Raw genomic sequence first — 20,853 nt, 5'->3', positions numbered from 1 at the left:
CGCCGTCCGCGCGTACGTTCCGGCACCGCTGCCCCCTCCCCGAGGCGCGGCCCGAGGGGGCCGCGAAGGGGACTCAGCGTACGGGCGGTGCGCAGGGCACCGGCGGGACCTGCGGCAAACGTTGCGGGATCAGGACATGCGGGTCGGGACACGCGGGCCCCGGCGGGCCGCGGCACGGCGGCTTCGCGCGGTGTCACACGGCGCCCTGCGCCTGCGGTCGCGGCTCGCGGCTTCCTGCGCCTGCGGCTCTCGCGGCTCAGAACATGCTGAGGAGCTGCTCGACCGTCGGCTCGGTGGCGCTCGCGCTGCCCGGCAGGGCCAGCTCGAACCAGACGGTCTTGCCGCGCGGGGTGCGCCGCGATCCCCAGGCCGAGCTCAGCATGCCGACGAGCTGGAGGCCGCGCCCGCCCTCGTCGGTGTCGCGGGCACGGCGCCTGCGCGGCTGCACGAGGCCCGCGTCCCACACCTCGCACACCAGGGTCCGGTCGAGCAGCAGCCGGAGCCTGATCTCCCCCTCGCCGTAGCGCATCGCGTTGGTGACGAGCTCGCTCACCAGCAACTCGACGGTGTCCACGAGGGGTTCGAGGTCCCAGGCGACGAGCTGGGCCCGCGCGTACTCCCTGGCCCTGCCGACGGAGCGGGGCTCGCGCGGCAGCCGCCAGTCACCCACGGACTCGGCGGGCAGGCCCTGGATACGGGCCATCAGCAAAGCGATGTCGTCCTGGCCGTGGCCGGTCTCCAGGGTGGTGAGCACATGGTCGGCGACGTCTTCGAGGGGCTGCTCCGCGTGGCCGAGCGAGGCGCGGAACGCGGCGAGGCCCTCTTCGAGCGTCTGGTCACGGGACTCGACGAGGCCGTCGGTGTAGAGCGCGAGGAGCGAGTTCTCCGAGAGCTCGACCTCGACCTGCTCGAACGGCTCGCCGCCGACGCCGAGCGGCACGCCCGGCGGCACGTCCAGCAGGAGCGCCTTCTCGCCCGGTTCGACGACGACGGGCGGCGGGTGGCCCGCGTTGGCGAACGTACAGCGCCGGGTGACCGGGTCGTAGACCGCGTAGACGCAGGTGGCGAGGTAGACCTCGGCGAGGTCCGCGTCCGCGGCCCGGTGCGCGGTACGGGTCGCCTGCTGCCTGCCGTTGGGCGTGCCGAGGCCGTTCGCGATCTCGTCGAGGGCGCCGAGCACCTCGGCGGGCTCCAGGTCGAGCAGCGCCAGCGTCCTTACGGCCGTGCGCAGTTCGCCCATCGCGACGGCGGCGCGCAGCCCGCGGCCCATCACGTCGCCGACGACGAGCGCGGTCCTGTGGCCCGGCAGCTCGATGACGTCGAACCAGTCGCCGCCGACCTCGGTGGCCGCGTTGCCGGGGAGGTAGCGGCAGGCGATGTCGAGGCCCGCGGCCTCGGGGTCGCCCGGCGGCAGCAGGCTGCGCTGGAGGATCAGGGCCCGCTCGTGCTCGCGCCGGTAGAGGCGCGCGTTGTCGATGCAGACGGCCGCGCGCGCGGCGAGCTCCACGGCGAGCGCGCGGTCGCGGTCGCCGAACGGCTCGCTGCCCTTGGCGCGGGAGAACTGCACGAGTCCGACGACGGTGTCGTGCGCGACCATCGGCACGGCGAGCGTGGACTGGATGAGGCTGCCCGGCTCGCCCGGTATCGACCGCACGCGGGCGCTGCGCAGGGCGCCCGCGCTGTGCGAGCTGAAGGGGAAGCGGTGCACGGCGCCGACCTCGGGCGAGGTGTAGCCGTCGTGCAGCTCGCCGGGGCCGGAGAGCGGACCGTCGGAGACGGCGCTCGCGAACGCGACGCGGCGCAGCCGCGCCGTACCGCCGCCGGACTCCTCCGACGAGGCCCACCGGCCCGGCGGCGCCTCCTCGCCGGTCAGCAGCGACTGGTACAGGTCGACGGAGGCCGTGTCGCAGAAGTTGGGTACGGCGACGCCGAGGAGCTCCCGCGAGGTGGTCTCCAGGTCGAGGGAGTTGCCGATGCGGGCGCTCGCCTCGTTGAGCAGGGCGAGGTTGCGGCGGGCGCTCGCCGCCTCGCGCGCGGCGACATGGCGGTGGGTGATGTCCGTCGCGATGGCGGCGATGCCGAGCGTGCGGCCCGTGCCGCTGCCGACCCGGTAGAGGTTGAGCGACCAGTGGCGGCGCTCGGGCCCGCCGGTGCCGGGGCGGTCGCCGACGAGCTTGAACTCGGTGACCGGGTCGCCCGTGGTGAGGACGCGGCGCAGGGCCGCTTCGAGGCGCTCGGCCTCGCCGAGCTTGAGGTAGTCGTGCACGGTCCTGCCGCGGTGCTGGGACGGCCGGCCGCCGAACACGGTCGCGAAGCGCTGGTTGACCCGCTGCACCTCGAGATCCGTGCCGAAGAGGATAAAACCGAAAGGAGATTGACCGAAAATAGCCTGCGAAGAGGCAAGGTCGGTCTCGATCCGGCGCAGTGCGCGCACATCGACGGCGACGCACAGCGCGCCCCGCTCGCCCTGGTCCGTCTCACTCGGCATCACATAGACCTCGGCGAGGCCGTGCTGCCTGCCCTCCGGCCCGCCCGCGCCCGACGGCAGGACATAGGGGACCATGCCGGTCCACTCCTTGCCGTCCAGGATCTCGCTGAGTTTGCGGTAGCCCTTCGCGCGGAACTCGGGAGGTACGAAGACTTCGAGGGGGTCCTTGCCCCTGACCTCACGCGCCGCGAAGCCGAACAACTCGGCCGCGCGGCCGCTCCACTGGTCGATCAGGCCGTCGGCGCCGATCGAGAAGGAAGCCACCCTGATGTGCTCGTAGAGGGAGCCGGGCGGGCTGCTCTGCCACACGACGTCGTCACCCGTCGCCTCTGGCATCTCTGGTGTCTCGCTCACGCGACCGTCCCCTCCAGCTCACACACCGGACCGGCCCTGCCCCGCAGTATTCAGCACCGCGGGCCCGGCTGACACGGCGTTCACGATCACAGCACGGTCTCGTTCTCTCCGTACCTGCGCGAAACCCGCTGTGACCGTCGTCCCTTGTGACTTCTAACCATGGAGAGGCAGCTCGAACCACACGGTCTTACCTGTCTTCCCGCGCCGCGTGCCCCAGCGGCGGGCGGAACTCGCCACCAGCTGGAGCCCCCGCCCGCGCTCGTCCTCGGGGCCGGGGGCGCGCTGGACGATGGGCGCCTCCGGCCGCTGGTCCGAGATCTCCACGAGGAGCACCTCCTCCCGGTCCGGGAGCGTGCGCAGTTCGAGGCGCATGCCGATCGGGCCGGGCGCGTAGGTCAGCGAGTTGGTGACCAGCTCGCTGACCAGGAGCATCGCGGTGTCCTCGACACCGGGCGACAGCCGCCACGCGCGCAGGGTGTCCCGCACGTCGTGGCGGGCGACACGCACGGCTCCGGGTTCGGCGGGCAGGATCCACTCGGCGGACTCGTCCTCGGTGTCGATCAACCCGACCACTTCCCACAGCACGCGGCGCCCCCCGCTGTCTCGTTTGTTTCGGGGATCAAACTGCCCATACCCGAAAATAGCCCTGAACTACCGCGCAAAGCGGCGCAGGTCGGAGCGCTCTCCCCGGAACCACCGCAGAGAAGTCGCCACGCCCCCGCTATGCGTTATGCCCGCACGACGGTGCCATACGCGCGGGCACACCGCTGCGCGGGGGGCGCGGGGGGCGTCCGATGGGGGCGCGCGGAGGCGCGCCCGGGGAGCGGGTGCGCGCCACGGCCCGCGCCGCGGCGCGGCGGCCCGGCCGCCGCCGGGCATCGGCGCCCGGGTCCGGCCGAGGTACGGCCGTCGCGGGTCGTACGGCTCCCCCGCGCCGCCGTGCCCGGTCGGGGGGACCCGACGCACGGCCGGGCAGGGCTCAGGGGGTCAGTTCGGGGCCGAGCAGGGCGAGCACCGCGCGTACGGCGGGGCGGTCGGCCTCCAGCCAGTCGACCGGATCACGCGCCGGGCCCTGCCCGTCGGGCGCCGCCTCGGACGCCGTCACCCAGCGCAGGGCGTCGTGGTCCTGGAGCGGGCGCGGCTCGCCCGAGACGAGCCGTACGGTCCAGACCCGCAGCTCGTGGCCTCGGGGCAGCGGCCAGGCGCCCGGCACCCGGGCGACCGGCACGGTCTCGACGCCCAGCTCCTCGCGCAACTCCCTTACGAGGGCGTGCTCTTCGCGCTCGCCCGGCTCCACCTTGCCGCCGGGGAGCTCCCAGCCGCCCGCCAGTTCGGGAGGCGCGCTGCGGCGCGCCGCGAGCAGCCGCCCGCCCCCGTACACGGCGCCTGCGACCACCACGCGCGCCGTCTTCCGCTCCGTCATGCGCCGGAGCCTATGTCGGGTTCCGTTCCAACCGCTCGACGCTGTACACCGGCCCCTGCGCGTGCCCGTCGAGCGCCTCGGCGAGCCGCTGCGCCTCGTCCCGTGTCGCGTACCAGGCGACGCGGTAGCGGTTGCCGTTGTCGTCGTCCCGTATGACCTGCCAGGACAGCAGGGCGGTCCCCCCTTCGCTCACGCCCGCACCTCCGCGGCCGCCGTCGACCGCACCCGTGTGTCCGGACGCGCCGAGCATCCCCAGCAAACCCCTGTGCGCATATGCCAGAGCCTACGCCCGACCCTTACGCACCGGAGGCGGGAATACACGAAGAGGCAACTTCCGGCCAACAATGCACCGAAAAGAGCGGTCGCGTGACGGCCCCGCGCGCCCCTCGATCCGCCCCACGGTGCGCCCGGCGCGCGCCGGTATGCGCCCCGCGCACCGGCTCAGGGGCGGCGCGTCCCGGCGCCCCGAGGGGGCTACGGGCCGCCCGGGAGCGCGGTCAGCGCACGGAGAGGTGGTAGGCGATCCTGAAGCGGTCGGCGGGGACGACGACGTCCGCCGTCTCGACCGCGCGCCCCGACGCGTAGTACGTCCGCTGGAGCACCATCACCACATGCCCGGGCACCCCGCCGAGCGCGAGCAGCTCCTCGGCGAGCCCCGGGCGCGCGCCGACCTCTTCGAGGACGTTGTCCACGACGACGTCGATCGCGGCCATCCGCTCCACCACGCCGCAGCCGCCGAGCGGTCCCTCCTCCGGCAGCATGACGGGCGTGCGCCCGGTGAGCGCGAGGGGCTCCCAGGAGGTGGAGAGCATCATCGGCTCGCCCTCCGCCCTGAACACGTACCGCGTGCGCATCACGCGGTCGCCCGCGTCGATGCCGAGCCGGGCCGCGACCTCGGGCGAGGCGTCCTCCTGCTCGCTGCGCGACTCCCAGGTGCCGCACGCCCCCTCGTCCGCCTGCTCCTGCCTGAAGGGGTTCGAGCCTGCGGCCGGCCGGTAGCCGGAGCGCGCGATCCTGCGCGGCACCGGCCGCTCCCTGACGTACGTGCCCGATCCCGAGCGCCCCTCGACGAGCCCCTCGGCCATCAGCACCTTGCGGGCTTCGAGCGCCACGGTGTCCGAGACCCCGTACTCCTCGCGGATGCGGGCCTGGGACGGGAGCCTCGTGTGCGGCGGCAGCACCCCGTCGACGATCTTCTGCCGGAGATCGCTCGCGACGCGCAGATAGGCGGGCTGCTCACCGAACGCCACGGGCCACTCCCTCACGTTGACAGACAGCAACAGAGTGGCAACCCAGGGTTGATCATCGCAAGCATGGGCCATGGTTTCACCCGAAGTGATGAGATGTGTCCGCCCCACGCATACTCCCTATCCCGGCGCGCGGCACGCTCCCCCTGGTGAGCGCGGGGACGGCGGGACGGGGTCGCGGAGACGGCGGGACGGGGTACGGCATGACGGGTAGGGGCACGGACGTGCGCGGGCGGCAGGCGCCGGGCGACCGGGAGAAGGGCGGCAGGACATGGCGCGGGAGCAGACGGCGGCGGTGACCGGGGTGGCCGAGCTCACCGCGCGGTGGGCGCGGGGGCTCGACGCGGCACGCGACACGGTCTTCTCGGCGGCCGGCGCCTGGCCGCTGCTCGCGCTGCTCGCCGAGGCGGCGCAGGGGCCCGCGCGCCGCGAACTGGAGTCGGCGGTCGGCGCCCAGGCACCGGACGCGGCGGCGGCCGCACGCGCGCTGTTCGCCGAACTCCCGGGCGCCGCAGGGCTGAACGCGGCGCTCGGCCTGTGGACCGCGCGCTCGCTGCCGCTGCACGACGCCTGGCTCACGACCCTCCCCGAGGGCAGCCACGCCGCACTCACCGGGGACGCGGCGGCGGACCGCGCGGCCCTCGACGCCTGGGCCGCGCGCCAGACCGAGGGGCGCATCGACCGGATGCCGGTCGACGTCGGCCCCGGTGTCCCGCTGGTCCTGGCGAGCGCGCTGCGGCTGACGACGCGCTGGGAGCACCCGTTCACCGGCGGCCCTGCGCGGCCCGTGGCCGCGGGCCCCTGGGCGGGCCTGCCGCTCCCCCTCCTCACCCGCACCACCCCAGGGCTCGGCGACGCCGCGGTGGCGGACACCCGGCACGGCCCGCTGACGCTGCTGCGGGTGCGGGGCGACAACGGCATCGACGTGCACCTTCTGCTCGGCCCGCCCGGCGCAGGCCCCGGCGAGGTGCTCGGCGGTGCGGTGGCCGCGCTCGCGGGGCGGTGCGCGGTGACCTCCGCGGACGCGCTGCCGTACGGGCCACAGGCGGGGCCCGGCCTCGCCAAGGACGTGATCGAGTCGACGCGCCCCGCGCCCGGCCCGCTGCTCCGCGTCGACGTGCCGGCCTTCCGCCTCACGGCCCACCACGATCTGCTGCGCCGCGCCGAGGTGTTCGGCCTAGCCGCGGCGAGCGACGCCTCGCGCGGCCACTTCCCCGGCATCTCGCCCGCGCCGCTCGCCGTCGGCTCCGCCGCGCAGGCCGCGACGGCGGAGTTCGGCGCCGAGGGCTTCGAGGCGGCGGCCGTCACGGCGTTCGGCATGCGCGCGGGCGCCGCCGCCGCGGCGCCCAGCCGGGTCCCCCGCGTCACCGCCACCCTCGACCGCCCCTTCGGCTTCGCGGCCGTCCAGCGCGCGACCGGCCTCTGCCTGGTCACCGGCTGGGTGGCGAGGCCGCCGTCCGGCACGGACCGCGCCGAGGACTGACCTGCGGACGGAGCGGCTGTGCGCCCGGTGGCCGGCCGCACCCGGGCGCACGGACCGCCCGGGGGCCCGGGGGCCGTACCCGGCGCACGGAACCGCTGCGCGCCCGAGGCCCGGCCGCACCCAGCGCACGGACCGCCCGCGGGCCCCGGGACTCCGGGATCAGGAGCGGCCGCGGGGCCTGCCCCTGCGGTTGCCCTTGGGCGCCGCCCCCGAGCGGCGCTGAGGTGTGCGGCCGCCCGCCGCCGACTGCTTGCCGCGGGCGGCGGGCTTGCGCTCCGGCCTCTGCTTCTCGGCGGGCTGCGCCGCGGTCCTCGGCCTGCCGCGGCTGCTGTTGACCGTGCGGCCGCGGACGATGCCGATGAACTCCTCGACCAGGTCGGTCGTCGCGTCCTCCCGCCACGACAGGGCGACCCGGGAGGCCGGGGCGTCGGTGACGGGGCGGTAGGTGAGGTCCCTGCGGTGGTGCAGGCGGGCGAGCGACTGCGGTACGAGGAGCACGCCGATGCCCGCGGCCACCAGCTGGACCGCGTCGGCCGTCGTCGCGGGCCGCTCGACCGCCGGGCGTCCGGGCAGCCGCTCCCAGTCGAGGGTGTCGTCGAGCGGGTGCAGCACGATCTCGTCGGCCAGGTCCTCCGTGGTGACCTCGTCGGCCGCCGCGACGAGGTGGTCCTTGGGGACCACGACGACGGTCGTCTCGGTGTAGAGGGGGATCGCACTGAGGTCCGTACGGTCGACGGGCAGCCGCAGGAACCCGGCGTCTGCGCCCCGCTCGCGCAGGACGCCCGCCGCGTCGGCCGCGGGTACGCCGGTGAGGGTCAGCGGGACCTCGGGCAGGCGCTCGTTCCAGATCCGCACCCACTTGGCGGGCGTCACCCCGGGAACGTACGCGAGCCGGAAAGCGGGGGATACGTCCGAGCCGGTCACCGCCCCAGGTTAACCGGCCGTGGTCGGGCGGGGCGCCCGCGCTCGTTACGCTGGACGGCATGACGTCGCACAAGAGCACCCAGACCATGAAGCCCGCGACCGCGGCGAAGAAGCTGGGTGTGTACCTGGAGGCCACCCCCGCGGAGTTCCGTGAGGGCACCGTCTCGCGCAGCGAGCTGAACGCGCTCCAGGCCGACCCGCCCGAGTGGCTCAAGGAGCTGCGCCGCGACGGCCCGCACCCCCGCCCGGTCGTCGCGTCGAAGCTGAGCGTCTCCATCGCGGGCCTGGCGCGCGGCGGCGTCACCGAGCCCCTCACGACGGACCAGATCGAGGCGCTCAAGCAGGACGACCCCGAGTGGCTCAGGCGCGAGCGCGCCACCCAGGCCGAGGTACGCAAGGAGACCGCCCGCCTCAAGGAGCGCGCCCGCACCCGCACCGCGGACTCCGACGACACCTGACCCTCCTCCCGCGCGCCCGTGCCCGTGCCCGTGCCCGTCCGGGAGCCGATGTGCCCGGAATCGGCCGTACCAGGGCGAAAACCGGGCTGCGGCGACCGGGGGCCGCAGCGGGTTCCGCGCCGGCGTCTATGTTCGGCTCGGCCGGAACATTCGCCAAGGGGCGGTTTTCCGCCGCATTCACGGTCCGGCTCGCCGTCATGGCGCGTCAGGACGGAATGACGGGGCCGTACCGGAGGAAAACCGGCGGCCGGCCGCGGAGAAGCCTGGGAGAGGAATGCCATGAGCATACGGAGAACCCCCGTCTCGCTGCTGCTTGCCGGCGCTGTCGCGGTCGGGCTGCCGGTGGCGGTGTCGGGCACCGCCTCGGCCGCGAGTGTGCCGTCCGGCTGCTATGCGACCTCGTTCACCTCCTCGTCGGTGACCATCACCTGCAAACAGGGTCCAGGAGAGGTGCGCGTCGCGGTGCTGTGCCAGGACGGCATCACCGGGAACACCGAGACGTCCTACGGGCCGTGGGTGGCGTGGAACAAGAAGTCCACCGGCTCCTGCGGTTCGCCGCAGCGCTATGTGGCGGTGTCCTGGAACTACCAGACCCGAGCCTGAGCCCGCCTCCCGTCTGCGGTGTCACCGCCACCCCGCGCGGGGCCAACGGGGTTGCCGCCACCCGTACTTGCCGTCCTGTCCGGCCACGGAGGCGGTCCTGTGCGATCGCCCGGGCGCGGCTAGCATGCGCGGGGCGCGGGACGTTCCGCCTGCGCCGGTGTGTCGAGCGAGGGGGCAGCCTGTGAACGCACTCGATCCCGCCGCCGAGGGGGCGGGGCCAGGCGCCCAGGACCCGGCGGACGAGCACCGGGCGGGGGTGGCGGCGGTCGCGGGCCTCTTCCGGTCCGTGCTCGACGGGCTGCGCGGCCTCGACCTCGGCGACATCCCGCCCGCCGCCGCCTACCGGGCCGTGGAAGGAGGCGACGATGCAGCCGTATGAGCTGAGCCTCACCGACGCCTCGCGGGCCGTAGAGCGCCGCGAACTCTCGCCCGTGGAGCTGGCGGAGTCCGTGCTCGGCCGCATCGCGGCCGTCGACGCGCGGCTCTGCGCCTATGTGACCGTCACGGCGGACGCGGCGCTGCGCTCGGCCAGGCAGGCCGGGAGCGAGATCGCGGCCGGCCGGTGGCGCGGTCCGCTGCACGGCGTCCCCATGGCGCTCAAGGACATGATCGACGCGGCGGGCGTGCCGACCACGGCGAGCTCCCGGGTACGGGAGGGCCATGTCGCGAAGCAGGACAGCGCGGTGGCGGCCCGCCTGGCCGAGGCGGGCGCCGTGCTGCTCGGCAAGACCCACACGCACGAGTTCGCCTACGGCCTGATCACGCCGCAGACGCACAACGCCTGGGACCCCGGGCGCGTCGCGGGCGGGTCGAGCGGCGGTTCCGCGGTGGCCGTCGCCGCGGGCGCCGCCACGTTCGCGCTGGGCACGGACACGGGCGGGTCGATCCGCGTGCCCGCGGCGTTCAACGGCATGGTGGGGTTGAAACCGACGTACGGCCTCGTCCCCCGCCACGGTGTGACGTCGCTGTCCTGGTCGCTCGACCACGTGGGGCCGATCACCCGCACCGTGCGGGACGCGGCCCTCGTACTCGCCGCCGTCGCGGGACACGACCCACGCGACCCGGCCAGCCTTGCAACGCCCCTGCCGGACCTGCGACTTGAAGACAGCGCCGCCGACCTGAAGGGCGTAAGGGTCGGCGTGCCGGGGACGTACTACTTCGAGCACGTCTCCGCCGAGGTGGAGACCGCGGTGCGCGCGGCCGTCGAGCGGCTCGGCGCGCTGGGCGCCGAACTGGTCGACGTCGACATCCCCATGGCGCGGCACGTCCAGGCCGTGGAGTGGGGGCTGATGGTGCCGGAGGCCACGGCGTACCACGAGGAGACCCTCGGCTCGACGCCCGAGCTGTACACGCCCGAGGTCCGGGTCGTGCTGGAGGCCGGCGCGCTGGTCCCCGCCGTCGACTACCTGCGGGCGCAGCGGGCCAGGACGCTGATACGGGAGGCATGGGCCGAACTGTTCCGCCGGGTCGACGTGATCGCCGCGCCGACCGTGGCCGTGACGGCCGTCCCCGCGGACCGGCAGACCGTTCAGTGGCCCGACGGCACGGTCGAGCCCGTCGCCGACGGCTGCCTGCGGCTGTCCGCCCCGGCCAATGTCACCGGCGTGCCCGCCGTCAGTGTCCCCGCCGGCTACGGCGAGGGCGGCATGCCGATCGGGATGCAACTGCTGGGACGCCCACTGGACGAGGCGACCCTGCTGCGCGTGGCCAGGGCACACGAACTGGCCGACGGCCAGGAGGGCCGGCTCGCACCCGTCGCGGCGTGAGGGCGCGGGCCGCGGAGTGCGCTGGTGGCCCCGGGGCGGACGGCCCCGGCGGTCATGCCGCGTCCTGCGGCCCAGCGAGCTCCGGCCACCGACTCGCCGTGCGCCGTGCGCCAGGCCATGTCCCGCATCAGCCGAGTGCGGGCGAGGGCGGCACGACGGCCTCCAGCCGGCCCCAGGCCCGGCCTGACACAACGTCGGCCTCCTGGCGGCAGGCGGTCGTGCGCCTCGGCACTGAGGCCGTTCAAGAGTTCGGTGGGCAGCCATGCCTCTGGGTCCAGCGGAGTCGGCGCGTGGAGGCAGGCGAGGTGCCCGTCCGTCCGAAAGTCCGAAACGCCATTTCGTGCCGCAGGCTCTCGGCCGTCGGCCTGGCAGGGCCTGCGGGGCCTTCATCCGGATCTCCGACCCGGACGACATCCGCACCGTCCAGCTATGCCCTCAGACGACCAGCCCGCGGGGGGCCCAAAGATCGTCCGAGGCAAACAGAGCGCCGGCGCATCAAGAGCCAGGATGGCCCCGCGTAGGGGCGGCGGCATGGATGTCGGGGATACTGACGCCATCGTTCCGGCGTCTGTTGCAGCCGACCACCCCAGCCACCAACAAGGATTGCTGAAAGAGCATGTCCGGGGCCGAACCACTTGCGGGAATACAGGCCCATCCGTGCCGACCCCACCCTTCCCAACCTGTCGGACGGCGGCGCCAAGGCCCTCGACGTAAACAACCCCCGTCCGCACCCTGAAGCCGCAACACTCAAAGAGCTCAACGAATCATCCAGTATGCCCGACTTAATCCACTTTGACATATAGGATATAGATTAAGTTCGAGAATTTGTTCGACATTGATCCTCCAGTAACAAGTCAACCGACGCGATCATGTACCACACAAGCTTGCCTTCGACAGGAAAGTAGCTTGTGCCGCCCTAGTGCTTTCCACCAGCGGCTCCACGTACCATGCGGCGCATGGCAGCTGACAACTCGTTCCCATACACGCCGACCCCCGGGAAGCTTGAAGAATTCCTGGAAAAGCTTCAGGGCATCGGCGTACCGGCGAGGATCGACCAGCAGTACCTTGGCTCGGTAGGGTTCGCGTCATCGAACAGTCGGCCATTCATCCCGCTAATGAAGAAGATCGGGCTGTTGGACGGCTCCAGTAAGCCAACCGAGCTCTACACCAAGGGCCTCCGCGGCGGGGAGAGCGGTCGCGCCCTGCTCGCGGCAGGTATCCGTGCCGGGTACGACAACGTGTTCCAGACCTACAGCGACGCATACGACCGGTCTGACGCCGACCTGGAGACCTTCTTCAGGAGTCACTCAGTTTTGGATGACAAGAAGGTGGGACTCGCGGTCAAGACTTTCAAGACCGTGTGCAAGTTTGGCAACTTCCACCCGGTCGCCGGTGCAGCAGGCAATGAAGACGAAGGCGGCAAGGGTGATACCGACGAGCAGGCCGAGTTGGCAAAGGGGCGCCGCAAACGCGAGCAAGGCAACAACACGTCCGGCTCGGTGGTCATCAACGTGAACATCGCACTCTCCATCGATGCGACCAGTGACGCCACTGTCTACGACGCGTTCTTCGCGGCAATGGCGAAGCACCTCAAGGGTCTGACGGATGGCGGCGCCTAGGACTCCGCGCGAGGTCGCCAACTGGGCGGCCAATGCGCAGGACGAACTGCGTAGGCTCCTCGCCAAGCGGGAGACCTCTACGTATCGCGTGATGACGGTAACCGAATCCTATGACAAGCTGATGAACCTCAACATCAAGCAGGATAAGCTTTTTCGCGAGGCACTTCAGTGCGTAGAGCATGGGCTCTATCGATCTGCCCACGTCACGTCATTCGCCGCACTGATAGATTTCATCCACGAGTGGATCGCGAACGACGCCTCCCGTCTCTCGGCGATCCAAACCAACTATCCCACATGGAACATCAAGCAGGCTTCGGACTTTCGCGATCAGAAGGATCACAGCCTCTTCGAAGTGATGAAGAAACAGGCCTTCATCACCAACGGAATGATGAAGGCCCTACAGGGGCTGCTGGCCAAGCGGAACGAGTGCGCACATCCGGACGACTACGAGCCGGGCATAAACGACACACTTGGTTACCTCGACGAAATGATGAAGCGGATTGGGACGCTACAGAAATAGTAAATAAAGCTGGGCAGGCAGTAGGCCCATCGCCTGGCTGACATCCCTGTAGAAGCTGGCGCTGCCTGAATTTCCCCCTCAGGCTCCGACATTTCCGTCGCACGTTACTGTGAGGCACAGTCGCTGGTGACGTGGGTCCTCGCCTGGTACGGCGCGATGTAGCCAACGGTCGAGTGGATCCGCTCCCGGTCGCAATGTTCCGCGATCCGCCGGAACATTCCTGCCGAGCCTGCGCCCGGTCCCCCATACCATGCCTATCTCGACTTTCAGGAGGGCGAAGGAGTTCTCCTTAGCGGCGGCATCGAAGCACGAACCGGCATGGCCAACGCTTCGCCGGATATCCAACTCAACCAAGACTCTGCGAAATTCGCGAGAGGCACTTTGCGATCCGCAGTCGACATGGAAAATCGCGTTGCCTGCCGCGCGGCCGCCCGCATAGACCACCCGGATCGCCTCTGCGACGAGTTCCGCGCGCATGTTGGGCGGCTATCGACCAGCCCACGGCCTCCGGTGCACACAGACCGATCAGCGTCGCCGGATGCAGCCACCCCTCGGCCGTCGGCAGACGGGTGATGTCGTCAACGAATTTCAGGTTCACGCCCGGCGTCGGCACGGTAAAGTCCCGCCGGACGAGATTCGGAGCCGGCGGTACCGTACGGTGCTGCTGGGTCATCGACCGCGATTTCCGTCACAGACGCTTGGTTCCCTTCCCATCATTGGTCATACCGGCATCCTCCGCCGCCTGGATGCGAGCCCTGTCGTCGCAAACCCACCTTCGCAGGATCTACAGACGAATGCCCATACTGCGGGTGATATTCGGTGAGGGAGCGGCTCGAGGAGGACCGCACCCGATCCGCAGCGCCTGTCTTGAACTCTCCGGGACAGTTCTTCCGTTTTGCCACCATGGATCGCTTTCCTTGGATGACGAAAAATCCAGCGCCCAGGCATCGGAATCTTGGCGGGCGACTCCACCTACTGAAAGAGCCCTCGATCAACCCGGAAGCCGCCATCAGAGGCGAACTTAGCGCTCTCATAGTTTGAACCCGTAGCGTGAACCGCTCCGGGGGCAGGCCGGCGCCTCCATCAGACCCGGCGATCACGAACTTCAGAACAGGCAAAAGGGCTCACCTTCCCAGGCAAGCCCTTTGAGAAAAGTGGATTAAATTTCAGTTACACATTGAACCGAAACTCTACCACGTCGCCGTCCTGCATGGTGTATTCCTTGCCCTCCATGCGGGCCTTGCCGGCTGCGCGGGCCTCGGCTACCGAGCCGGTGGCCAGGAGGTCCTCGTAGGAGATGACCTCGGCCTTGATGAAGCCCTTCTGGAAGTCGGTGTGGATCACGCCGGCGGCCTCGGGGGCCGTGGCGCCCTTCTTGATGGTCCAGGCGCGGGACTCCTTGGGGCCTGCCGTGAGGTAGGTCTGGAGGCCGAGGGTGCGGAAGCCCACGTGGGCGAGGGTGGCGAGGCCGGGCTCCTGCTGGCCGACGGACTGGAGGAGTTCGAGGGCCTCGTCGTCGTCGAGCTCGGCGAGGTCCGCCTCCAGCTTGGCGTTGAGGAAGATCGCCTCGGCGGGCGCGACGAGGGCGCGCTGCTCGGCCTTGAAGGCGTCGTCCGTGAGCTCCTCCTCGTCCACGTTGAAGACGTAGAGGAAGGGCTTGGTCGTCAGCAGGTGCAGGTCGTGGAGCGGCTCGGCGCGCTCGGTGCCCTGGGCGATGCCGGCGGCGAAGAGGGTCTGGCCGGACTCCAGGATCGACTGGGCCTCCTCGACCGCGGCGACCTTCGGCTGGATGTCCTTCTTGATCCGCGACTCCTTCTGGAGGCGGGGCAGGACCTTCTCGATGGTCTGGAGGTCCGCGAGGATCAGCTCGGTGTTGATGGTCTCGATGTCGTCCTCGGGCGAGACCTTGCCGTCGACGTGGACGACGTTCTCGTCCTTGAAGGCGCGGATGACCTGGCAGATCGCGTCGGACTCGCGGATGTTCGCGAGGAACTTGTTGCCGAGGCCCTCACCCTCGGAGGCGCCGCGCACGATGCCCGCGATGTCGACGAAGTCGACGGTGGCGGGGAGGGTGCGCTGGGAGCCGAACAGCTCGGCGAGCTTGTCGAGGCGCGGGTCCGGCACCCCGACGACGCCGACGTTGGGCTCGATCGTGGCGAACGGGTAGTTGGCCGCCAGCACGTCGTTCTTGGTCAGGGCGTTGAACAGGGTCGACTTGCCGACATTCGGCAGACCGACGATTCCGATCGTGAGCGACACGGTGGCGACTTCCGGTGGGTGCGGGTGGATGGAGGGCGTGTTCGGGGGCACGGGTGGGGGATGGGGATGTCGGCTTGCAATTCTACGGGCGGACGCGGCGATCCCGGGCCACAGGGGCACCGGGAGGCCGCAGGGCAGGGGGCGCGCTCGGTCACGGGGCCGCGGGAGCGTGCGGCCGCCGGGCAGCGGGAGCGTCCTGGCGCATCGGGCGGGGCGCTCGAACGCAGCGCCAAGGTCGGCCAAAGGGCGTGTCCTGTGCCCGTTTCCTCACCCTCAGGGACCTACGTTGGTGCGGTGGACCAGTACAGGACACGTCAACCTCAGCGCCGTACCTCCTCCTCCGTGCCGCGCGGTGCCCTGGCCCAGCCTGCGGGCGGCTACCGCACGCCCGTCTCGCGTGGTGCCTCCGCGCCCTCGGGGCGGGTGCCGCCCGTCGCCGCCGCGCTCCGCGCGCTGCCGAACCCGCGCCTGACCGGCCTCGGCACGGGGCTGTTCGCGACGGTCTCCATGGTCTTCCTCGGCTTCGTGGACAGCTTCCTCTTCGGCAGCTCGCCCGCGTTCTTCGGCGCGATGTTCCTGCCGGTCAGCGCCGCGACGGCGCTGTGGGTGCGCACCGCCGACCTGGTCACCGCGCCGATCGCGGTGCCGATCGCGTTCGCCCTGGGGACGGTGCCCGTCTCCGGCGGCACCGGCGGGTTCGCCGCGCAGGCGATGGCCGTCGTCACGTCGCTCGCGATGCACGCGGGGTGGCTGTACGGCGGGACGCTGATCGCGGGCGTCATCGCGACCGTGCGCAAGATCCGGCAGATGGGGCGGCGGCAGTCGGAGCGTGACGCCGCGGCGCGCGCGGCGGAGTCCGCGCGGTCCGGCGCCGCGGTGCGCGCCGCCGTACGGGCCCCGCGGCGCGGCTGAGTCCGTACGTCCGTATGCGTACGGACGTACGGACGTACGCGTACGGGCGGGGGGGCGGCCGCGCCGCGCCCCCTGCCCCTACGGGCTACTGGCGCGCCGCCGTCATCGCGGCGCCGACGATCCCCGCGTTGTTCTGGAGCTGTGCGGGGACGATCTCCGCCCTGATGCCCTCGATGTGCGGCAGGAACTTCTCGGCCTTGCGGCTCACGCCGCCACCGATGATGAACAGCTCGGGCGAGAACAGCATCTCCAGGTGGGCCAGGTACTTCTGCACGCGGTGGCGCGCCCAGTGGCTCCAGCTGAGGTCCTCGTCCTCCTTGGCCTTGGACGACGCGCGCTTCTCCGCGTCGTGGCCGTGCAGCTCGACATGGCCGAGCTCGGTGTTGGGTACGAGGACGCCGCCGCTGAAGAGGGCGCTGCCGATGCCCGTGCCGAACGTCAGCAGCATCACGACGCCCTTGCGGCCGCGGCCCGCGCCGAACTCCATCTCCGCGACCCCGGCGGCGTCGCCGTCGTTCATGACGGTGACCGGCATGCCGAGGCGGTCGCCGATCAGGCCGCCCGCGTCGACGTCGACCCACGACTTGTCGACATTGGCCGCGGTCCTGATGACCGATCCCGTGACCACGCCGGGGAAGGTGACCCCGATCGGGCCCGACCAGTCGAAGTGCCGTACGACCTCCACGACGCCTTCGAGCACGCCGTCCGGCGTCGCGGGATGCGGGGTCAGTACTTTGTGCCGGGGCTCCGCCAGGTCGCCGCGGTCCAGGTCGACGGGTGCGCCCTTGATGCCAGAGCCGCCGATGTCCACTCCGAAGACGTTCATGAACACCACGTTAAGGCCCGGCACCTGGCCGCACGGCAGGACCGCGGGATTCCCGCAGGGCGCGGGGCGGCGAGCACCCGCGGCCCCTTCGCCCGGCGCCCCGCGGCCCCGTCATCGAGCACCCGCGGCCCCGCAGCCCGGGGCGTCCCGCGGTGCCGTCAGGAAGCGCCGAGCTCCGCCCGCAGGTCCCTGCGCAGCTCCTTCGGCAGGGAGAAGGTGATCGACTCCTCGGCCGCCTTCACGATCTCCACGTCCTCGAACCCGCGCTCCGACAGCCACGCGAGGACACCCTCGACGAGCACGTCGGGCACGGAGGCGCCCGAGGTGAGGCCGACCGTCGTGACCCCGTCGAGCCACGCCTCCTCGATCTCCTCCGCGCCGTCCACGAGGTGCGCGGTGCGCGCGCCTGCGCCGAGGGCGACCTCGACGAGGCGTACCGAGTTGGAAGAGTTCTTCGAGCCGACGACGATGACCAGGTCCGCGGCCGCGCCCATCTGCTTGACCGCGATCTGGCGGTTCTGCGTCGCGTAGCAGATGTCGTCGCTCGGCGGCGAGACCAGCGCGGGGAACTTCTCCTTCAGCCGGTCGACCGTCTCCATGGTCTCGTCCACGGAGAGCGTGGTCTGCGACAGCCAGACGATCTTCGACTCGTCGCGCACCTCGACGTCGGCGACGTCGTCGGGGCCGTCCACGATCGTGATGTGCTCCGGCGCCTCGCCCGAGGTCCCGATGACCTCCTCGTGGCCCTCGTGGCCGATCAGGAGGATGTCGTAGTCCTCCTTCGCGTACCGCACGGCCTCGCGGTGCACCTTGGTGACGAGGGGGCAGGTCGCGTCGATCGTCGCGAGGTTGCGGGCCGCGGCCTCCTCGTGCACGACGGGGGCGACGCCGTGCGCGGAGAACATGACGATCGAGCCCTCGGGGACCTCGGCCGTCTCCTCGACGAAGATGGCGCCCTTCTTCTCCAGGGTTTTCACCACGTACTTGTTGTGGACGATCTCGTGGCGGACGTAGATCGGGGCGCCGTACTGCTCCAGGGCCTTCTCCACGGCGATCACGGCGCGGTCCACGCCCGCGCAGTACCCGCGGGGGGAGGCGAGCAGGACGCGCTTTCCTGCGGACGGCGCGGGCTGGTCGGGCGTTGCAGTCATGCGGCCCATCGTACGGGGGATGCGGGCGCGCGCGGGAGCGCCGCCCGCCCCCGGTGTCGGGGCCCTGCGGCGTGCGGCGCCGCGGTGTCGGAGGCGGCCGTTACGCTCGCGGACATGGCACTGACGACTTCCCCGGAGGCACCGCTGCCCGTCGGCGAGGTGTCGCGGCTCATCGGCGGGTGGATCGACCGGCTCGGCGCCGTCTGGGTGGAGGGGCAGATCACCCAGCTCTCCCGCAGGCCGGGTGCCGGGGTGGTCTTCCTGACGCTGCGCGACCCGTCGTACGACATCTCGGTGGGCGTGACGTGCTACCGCCAGGTGTTCGACGCCGTGGCCGACGTGGTGTCGGAGGGGGCGCGCGTGCTGGTGCACGCGAAGCCCGAGTGGTATGCGCCGCGCGGCCAGCTGTCGCTGCGCGCCGCGGAGATCCGGCCCGTCGGCATGGGCGAGCTGCTCGTCAGGCTCGAACAGCTGCGGAAGTCGCTGGCGGCCGAGGGGCTTTTCGCGGCGGAGCGCAAGCGGCCGCTGCCGTTCCTGCCGCAGCTGATCGGGCTGGTGTGCGGGCGGGCTTCTGCGGCCGAGCGCGACGTGCTGGAGAACGCGCGGCGCCGGTGGCCCGCGGTCCGCTTCGAGGTGCGCAACACGGCCGTGCAGGGGGTGAACGCGGTCGCGCAGGTCGCGGAGGCCGTGCGGGAGCTCGACGCGCTGGACGAGGTGGACGTCATCGTGGTGGCGCGCGGCGGCGGCAGCGTGGAGGACCTGCTGCCGTTCTCGGACGAGCAGCTGATCAGGACGGTCGCCGCGTGCCGTACGCCGGTGGTGTCGGCGATCGGGCACGAGCCGGACTCGCCGCTGCTCGACCTCGTCGCCGACGTGCGCGCCTCGACGCCGACGGACGCGGCGAAGCGGGTCGTGCCGGACGTCGGCGAGGAGCTCGACCGGGTGCGCGTCCTGCGGGAGCGTGCGCTGCGCACCGTGCGGGCGCTGGTGGAGCGCGAGGAGCGGGGGCTCGCGCACGCGCTGGCCCGGCCGGTGATGGAGCGGCCGCAGCGGATGGTGGACGAGCGGGACGCGGAGGTCACCGCCCTCGCCGACCGGGGCCGCCGGGTGCTGCGGCACCTCCTGGACCGCGCGGACTCCGAGCTGTCGCACACGCTCGCCCGTGTGGTGGCGCTCTCCCCCGCGGCGACGCTCGGCCGCGGCTACGCGGTCCTGCAGCGCGAGGACGGCGCGGTGGTCCGCTCCCCGCGGCAGGTCACCGCGGGCGAAGTGCTCCGCGCCCGGGTGGCGGAGGGCGAGTTCCCCGTACGCCCGGACTGACCCCGCGACGCCTGCGCGGCGGCGGGGCGTGGGGGCGGACGGCCTGCGGCGCCGCCGACCGGGTGCGCCGTGCCCGCGCGGGGCCGGCCGTCGTCGGCTCGGGACGTGGCGCCTGCCCCGGGGCGTACGGGCGCGATACGGCGACGCGTCGCGGACAGGCGTCGCGGCCCGGGGCGGGCCCGGGTCAGTCCTCGGCGGGGGTGTCGGTGGCCAGGGCGGCGTCCAGGCGCTCGCGGGCGCCGTCCAGCCAGCGGCGGCAGACCTTGGCCAGCTCCTCGCCGCGCTCCCAGAGGGCCAGCGACTCCTCAAGGCTCGTGCCGCCCGCCTCCAGCTTGCGCACGACCTCGATCAGCTCGTCCCGCGCCTGCTCGTAGCCGAGCGCACTCGTGGGCTGCGCGACTTCCTCACCGGTCTCCGTCTTGGCCATGCCCCCACCTTAGGGTCGGGCGCCGACAGTCAGCCCTTCGTCCCCGCGAAGTCCAGCGCGGCGGCCATGGCGGTGAGGTCCTGCCGCGACGCGGTGCCCGTCACGACGGTCGTGGCGCCGCCCTCGGTGCTGACGAGCGCGTCGTAGTGGCCGCCGGTCCAGCGCTGCCAGCTCCGGCCCGCGATCTCCTGGGTCCTGCCGGTGTCCCTGGCGTTCTGGCTGACGTCGGTCACATAGCCCTTCGCGGGCGAGGTCGACTGCTCGACCGCCACGTACTCGCCGTGCGGGTCGAGGAAGCCGAGGTGCCAGGCGTGGCCGTCGCTCCCGTCGTACGTGACGGACGTGGGCTTCCACGTCTTCGGCAGGCCGGTCGGCGCGGCGACCTGGTAGGGGGCGGCGCGGCGTGCGGTGAGGAGTTCGACGCGGTAGTCGACGCGCTTGACCGCGCTGCCGCCCTTGTCGTCGTGCGGGATGAAGAGGGTGTAGATCACGGCCACAGCGGCGCCGATGACGAGGAGCGAGAGGATCATGCCCCGCACGGTCCTGTTGCGCTGCCGCGAACCGCCACCGCCGGCGGCAGGCGCGGCCGTTCCCTGCGCCGCCCCGCCCGCGGTACCCGCGGTCGCGCCCGCCGCAGCGGCGCCGCGGGCCCCGCCCGTACCGGCTGCGGCACTCGCGGCCGCACCCGCCTCCGGGCCGCCCGCGCTCCGGTCCGTACCGGCTGCGGCGCCGCCGGTCGGGCCCGTACCGCCGGCAGGGCCGGTGCCGGAGCCCCGTCCGCCCGCGGCCGATCCCCCGGTTTCCGGGGCGCCCGCGGCCGATCCACCCGTGCCCGGGGCCGTCGCGTTCGGGGCTACCGCGGCCGATCCGCCCGCGCCCGGGGCCGCCGCGTCCGATCCACCCGCGTGCGGGGCGGCCGCACTCGGGCCCGCGCCGGACGCGGTCCCGTCACCCGCCGCCGGGCGGGCCGCCGCCGCGCCGGACGCCGCCCGGTCGCCCGTCGCCGGGCCGCCCGCGGGGGTGGGGGACGCGGGGCCGCCTGTCCCGGGTGCGCCCGCAGGGGCCTGAGCGGT

20 protein-coding genes are annotated in these 20,853 nt (G+C 72.5%); 9 read left to right on the top strand and 11 right to left on the bottom strand.

The genetic code is table 11. The features are described 5' to 3' along the window. Nucleotides 1-256: 256 nt before the first annotated feature. The 5 genes from AB0910_RS09955 to AB0910_RS09935 all read right to left on the bottom strand — a co-directional run bounded on the left by AB0910_RS09955 (nt 257) and on the right by AB0910_RS09935 (nt 5,515). Nucleotides 257-2,824 carry a SpoIIE family protein phosphatase gene (locus AB0910_RS09955; RefSeq protein WP_366744109.1) on the bottom strand — a complete coding sequence of 856 codons (2,568 nt, stop codon included), beginning with the start codon at nt 2,822-2,824 and terminating at the stop codon, nt 257-259. Nucleotides 2,825-2,995: 171 nt separating this feature from the next. Then, complete coding sequence (locus AB0910_RS09950; protein ID WP_366744108.1) at nt 2,996-3,415, bottom strand: ATP-binding protein; 420 nt, start codon at nt 3,413-3,415, stop codon at nt 2,996-2,998. Between the two features lie 406 nt (nt 3,416-3,821). Then, nucleotides 3,822-4,265 carry a (deoxy)nucleoside triphosphate pyrophosphohydrolase gene (locus tag AB0910_RS09945; protein WP_366744040.1) on the bottom strand — a complete coding sequence of 148 codons (444 nt, stop codon included), beginning with the start codon at nt 4,263-4,265 and terminating at the stop codon, nt 3,822-3,824. Nucleotides 4,266-4,275: 10 nt separating this feature from the next. After that, nucleotides 4,276-4,458 carry an SPOR domain-containing protein gene (locus AB0910_RS09940; protein ID WP_366744039.1) on the bottom strand — a complete coding sequence of 61 codons (183 nt, stop codon included), beginning with the start codon at nt 4,456-4,458 and terminating at the stop codon, nt 4,276-4,278. 304 nt (nt 4,459-4,762) lie between these two features. Continuing rightward, nucleotides 4,763-5,515 carry a GntR family transcriptional regulator gene (locus AB0910_RS09935; protein WP_366744038.1) on the bottom strand — a complete coding sequence of 251 codons (753 nt, stop codon included), beginning with the start codon at nt 5,513-5,515 and terminating at the stop codon, nt 4,763-4,765. 268 nt (nt 5,516-5,783) lie between these two features. Between AB0910_RS09935 and AB0910_RS09930 the strand changes: the two genes are divergently transcribed. Next, the gene (locus tag AB0910_RS09930) at nt 5,784-6,995 is read left to right on the top strand and encodes a serpin family protein (protein ID WP_366744037.1); all 1,212 of its coding nucleotides are present in this window, start codon (nt 5,784-5,786) and stop codon (nt 6,993-6,995) included. A 159-nt stretch (nt 6,996-7,154) separates the two neighbouring features. On the opposite strand, the gene AB0910_RS09925 is transcribed toward AB0910_RS09930, so the two are convergent. Then, nucleotides 7,155-7,919 (bottom strand): LysR family substrate-binding domain-containing protein, encoded by a 765-nt coding sequence (locus AB0910_RS09925; RefSeq protein ID WP_366744036.1) that lies wholly within the window; start codon nt 7,917-7,919, stop codon nt 7,155-7,157. A 59-nt stretch (nt 7,920-7,978) separates the two neighbouring features. Here AB0910_RS09925 and AB0910_RS09920 point away from each other — a divergent pair, with 59 nt between their 5' ends. From AB0910_RS09920 to AB0910_RS09895, 6 genes are all read left to right on the top strand, one after another. Beyond that, nucleotides 7,979-8,377 carry a DUF5997 family protein gene (locus AB0910_RS09920; RefSeq protein ID WP_366744035.1) on the top strand — a complete coding sequence of 133 codons (399 nt, stop codon included), beginning with the start codon at nt 7,979-7,981 and terminating at the stop codon, nt 8,375-8,377. A gap of 279 nt (nt 8,378-8,656) precedes the next feature. Further along, entirely contained in the window at nt 8,657-8,980 is a 324-nt protein-coding gene (locus AB0910_RS09915) for a hypothetical protein (RefSeq protein WP_366744034.1), read from the top strand. Between the two features lie 181 nt (nt 8,981-9,161). Then, the gene (locus AB0910_RS09910; RefSeq protein WP_366744033.1) at nt 9,162-9,359 is read left to right on the top strand and encodes a hypothetical protein; all 198 of its coding nucleotides are present in this window, start codon (nt 9,162-9,164) and stop codon (nt 9,357-9,359) included. Beyond that, nucleotides 9,346-10,746: an amidase gene (locus AB0910_RS09905; RefSeq protein WP_366744032.1), complete on the top strand. Its 1,401-nt coding sequence runs from the start codon at nt 9,346-9,348 to the stop codon at nt 10,744-10,746. The genes AB0910_RS09910 and AB0910_RS09905 overlap by 14 nt, the downstream gene beginning before the upstream one ends. Nucleotides 10,747-11,702: 956 nt before the next feature. Next, entirely contained in the window at nt 11,703-12,365 is a 663-nt protein-coding gene (locus AB0910_RS09900; protein WP_366744031.1) for a DUF5343 domain-containing protein, read from the top strand. Continuing rightward, complete coding sequence (locus tag AB0910_RS09895; RefSeq protein ID WP_366744030.1) at nt 12,352-12,885, top strand: hypothetical protein; 534 nt, start codon at nt 12,352-12,354, stop codon at nt 12,883-12,885. The genes AB0910_RS09900 and AB0910_RS09895 overlap by 14 nt, the downstream gene beginning before the upstream one ends. 1,170 nt (nt 12,886-14,055) lie before the next feature. On the opposite strand, the gene ychF is transcribed toward AB0910_RS09895, so the two are convergent. After that, complete coding sequence (gene ychF / locus AB0910_RS09890) at nt 14,056-15,144, bottom strand: redox-regulated ATPase YchF (RefSeq protein ID WP_366744029.1); 1,089 nt, start codon at nt 15,142-15,144, stop codon at nt 14,056-14,058. Nucleotides 15,145-15,567: 423 nt separating this feature from the next. Here ychF and AB0910_RS09885 point away from each other — a divergent pair, with 423 nt between their 5' ends. Continuing rightward, nucleotides 15,568-16,056: a DUF6542 domain-containing protein gene (locus tag AB0910_RS09885; protein ID WP_366744107.1), complete on the top strand. Its 489-nt coding sequence runs from the start codon at nt 15,568-15,570 to the stop codon at nt 16,054-16,056. An 85-nt stretch (nt 16,057-16,141) separates the two neighbouring features. On the opposite strand, the gene ppgK is transcribed toward AB0910_RS09885, so the two are convergent. Next, nucleotides 16,142-16,882, bottom strand: coding sequence for a polyphosphate--glucose phosphotransferase (gene ppgK, locus AB0910_RS09880; RefSeq protein ID WP_366744028.1), 741 nt, complete (start codon nt 16,880-16,882; stop codon nt 16,142-16,144). A 158-nt stretch (nt 16,883-17,040) separates the two neighbouring features. Continuing rightward, on the bottom strand, nt 17,041-18,033 hold the full coding sequence (locus tag AB0910_RS09875) for a 4-hydroxy-3-methylbut-2-enyl diphosphate reductase (protein ID WP_366744027.1): 993 nt from the start codon (nt 18,031-18,033) through the stop codon (nt 17,041-17,043). 114 nt (nt 18,034-18,147) lie between these two features. On the opposite strand from AB0910_RS09875, the gene xseA reads away from it, so the two are divergent. After that, a complete protein-coding gene (xseA, locus tag AB0910_RS09870; RefSeq protein ID WP_366744026.1) occupies nt 18,148-19,353 on the top strand; it encodes an exodeoxyribonuclease VII large subunit in 1,206 nt (401 codons plus the stop codon). 184 nt (nt 19,354-19,537) lie between these two features. Here xseA and AB0910_RS09865 read toward each other — a convergent pair whose 3' ends face one another. Together AB0910_RS09865 and AB0910_RS09860 are read right to left on the bottom strand one after the other, a co-directional pair. After that, nucleotides 19,538-19,780, bottom strand: coding sequence for an exodeoxyribonuclease VII small subunit (locus tag AB0910_RS09865; protein WP_366744025.1), 243 nt, complete (start codon nt 19,778-19,780; stop codon nt 19,538-19,540). A 29-nt stretch (nt 19,781-19,809) separates the two neighbouring features. Next, on the bottom strand, nt 19,810-20,319 hold the full coding sequence (locus AB0910_RS09860) for a DUF4245 domain-containing protein (RefSeq protein WP_366744024.1): 510 nt from the start codon (nt 20,317-20,319) through the stop codon (nt 19,810-19,812). Nucleotides 20,320-20,853: the final 534 nt, after the last annotated feature.

This window comes from Streptomyces sp. NPDC047002 (assembly GCF_040704505.1).
In the GTDB taxonomy this organism is placed as follows: domain Bacteria; phylum Actinomycetota; class Actinomycetes; order Streptomycetales; family Streptomycetaceae; genus Streptomyces.
Note: the sequence above shows the minus strand (reverse complement) of the source record. Positions and strands in the feature narration are given on the sequence as shown.

Excerpts from the sequence above, each read along its gene's own strand:
- AB0910_RS09915 (WP_366744034.1), top strand. The coding sequence starts at position 8,657 with ATGAGCATACGGAGAACCCCCGTCTCGCTGCTGCTTGCCGGCGCTGTC.
- AB0910_RS09945 (WP_366744040.1), bottom strand. The coding sequence starts at position 4,265 with ATGACGGAGCGGAAGACGGCGCGCGTGGTGGTCGCAGGCGCCGTGTAC.
- AB0910_RS09865 (WP_366744025.1), bottom strand. The coding sequence starts at position 19,780 with ATGGCCAAGACGGAGACCGGTGAGGAAGTCGCGCAGCCCACGAGTGCG.
- xseA (WP_366744026.1), top strand. The coding sequence starts at position 18,148 with ATGGCACTGACGACTTCCCCGGAGGCACCGCTGCCCGTCGGCGAGGTG.
- ppgK (WP_366744028.1), bottom strand. The coding sequence starts at position 16,882 with ATGAACGTCTTCGGAGTGGACATCGGCGGCTCTGGCATCAAGGGCGCA.
- AB0910_RS09920 (WP_366744035.1), top strand. The coding sequence starts at position 7,979 with ATGACGTCGCACAAGAGCACCCAGACCATGAAGCCCGCGACCGCGGCG.
- AB0910_RS09955 (WP_366744109.1), bottom strand. The coding sequence starts at position 2,824 with ATGCCAGAGGCGACGGGTGACGACGTCGTGTGGCAGAGCAGCCCGCCC.
- AB0910_RS09930 (WP_366744037.1), top strand. The coding sequence starts at position 5,784 with ATGGCGCGGGAGCAGACGGCGGCGGTGACCGGGGTGGCCGAGCTCACC.
- AB0910_RS09895 (WP_366744030.1), top strand. The coding sequence starts at position 12,352 with ATGGCGGCGCCTAGGACTCCGCGCGAGGTCGCCAACTGGGCGGCCAAT.
- AB0910_RS09875 (WP_366744027.1), bottom strand. The coding sequence starts at position 18,033 with ATGACTGCAACGCCCGACCAGCCCGCGCCGTCCGCAGGAAAGCGCGTC.
- AB0910_RS09905 (WP_366744032.1), top strand. The coding sequence starts at position 9,346 with ATGCAGCCGTATGAGCTGAGCCTCACCGACGCCTCGCGGGCCGTAGAG.
- AB0910_RS09900 (WP_366744031.1), top strand. The coding sequence starts at position 11,703 with ATGGCAGCTGACAACTCGTTCCCATACACGCCGACCCCCGGGAAGCTT.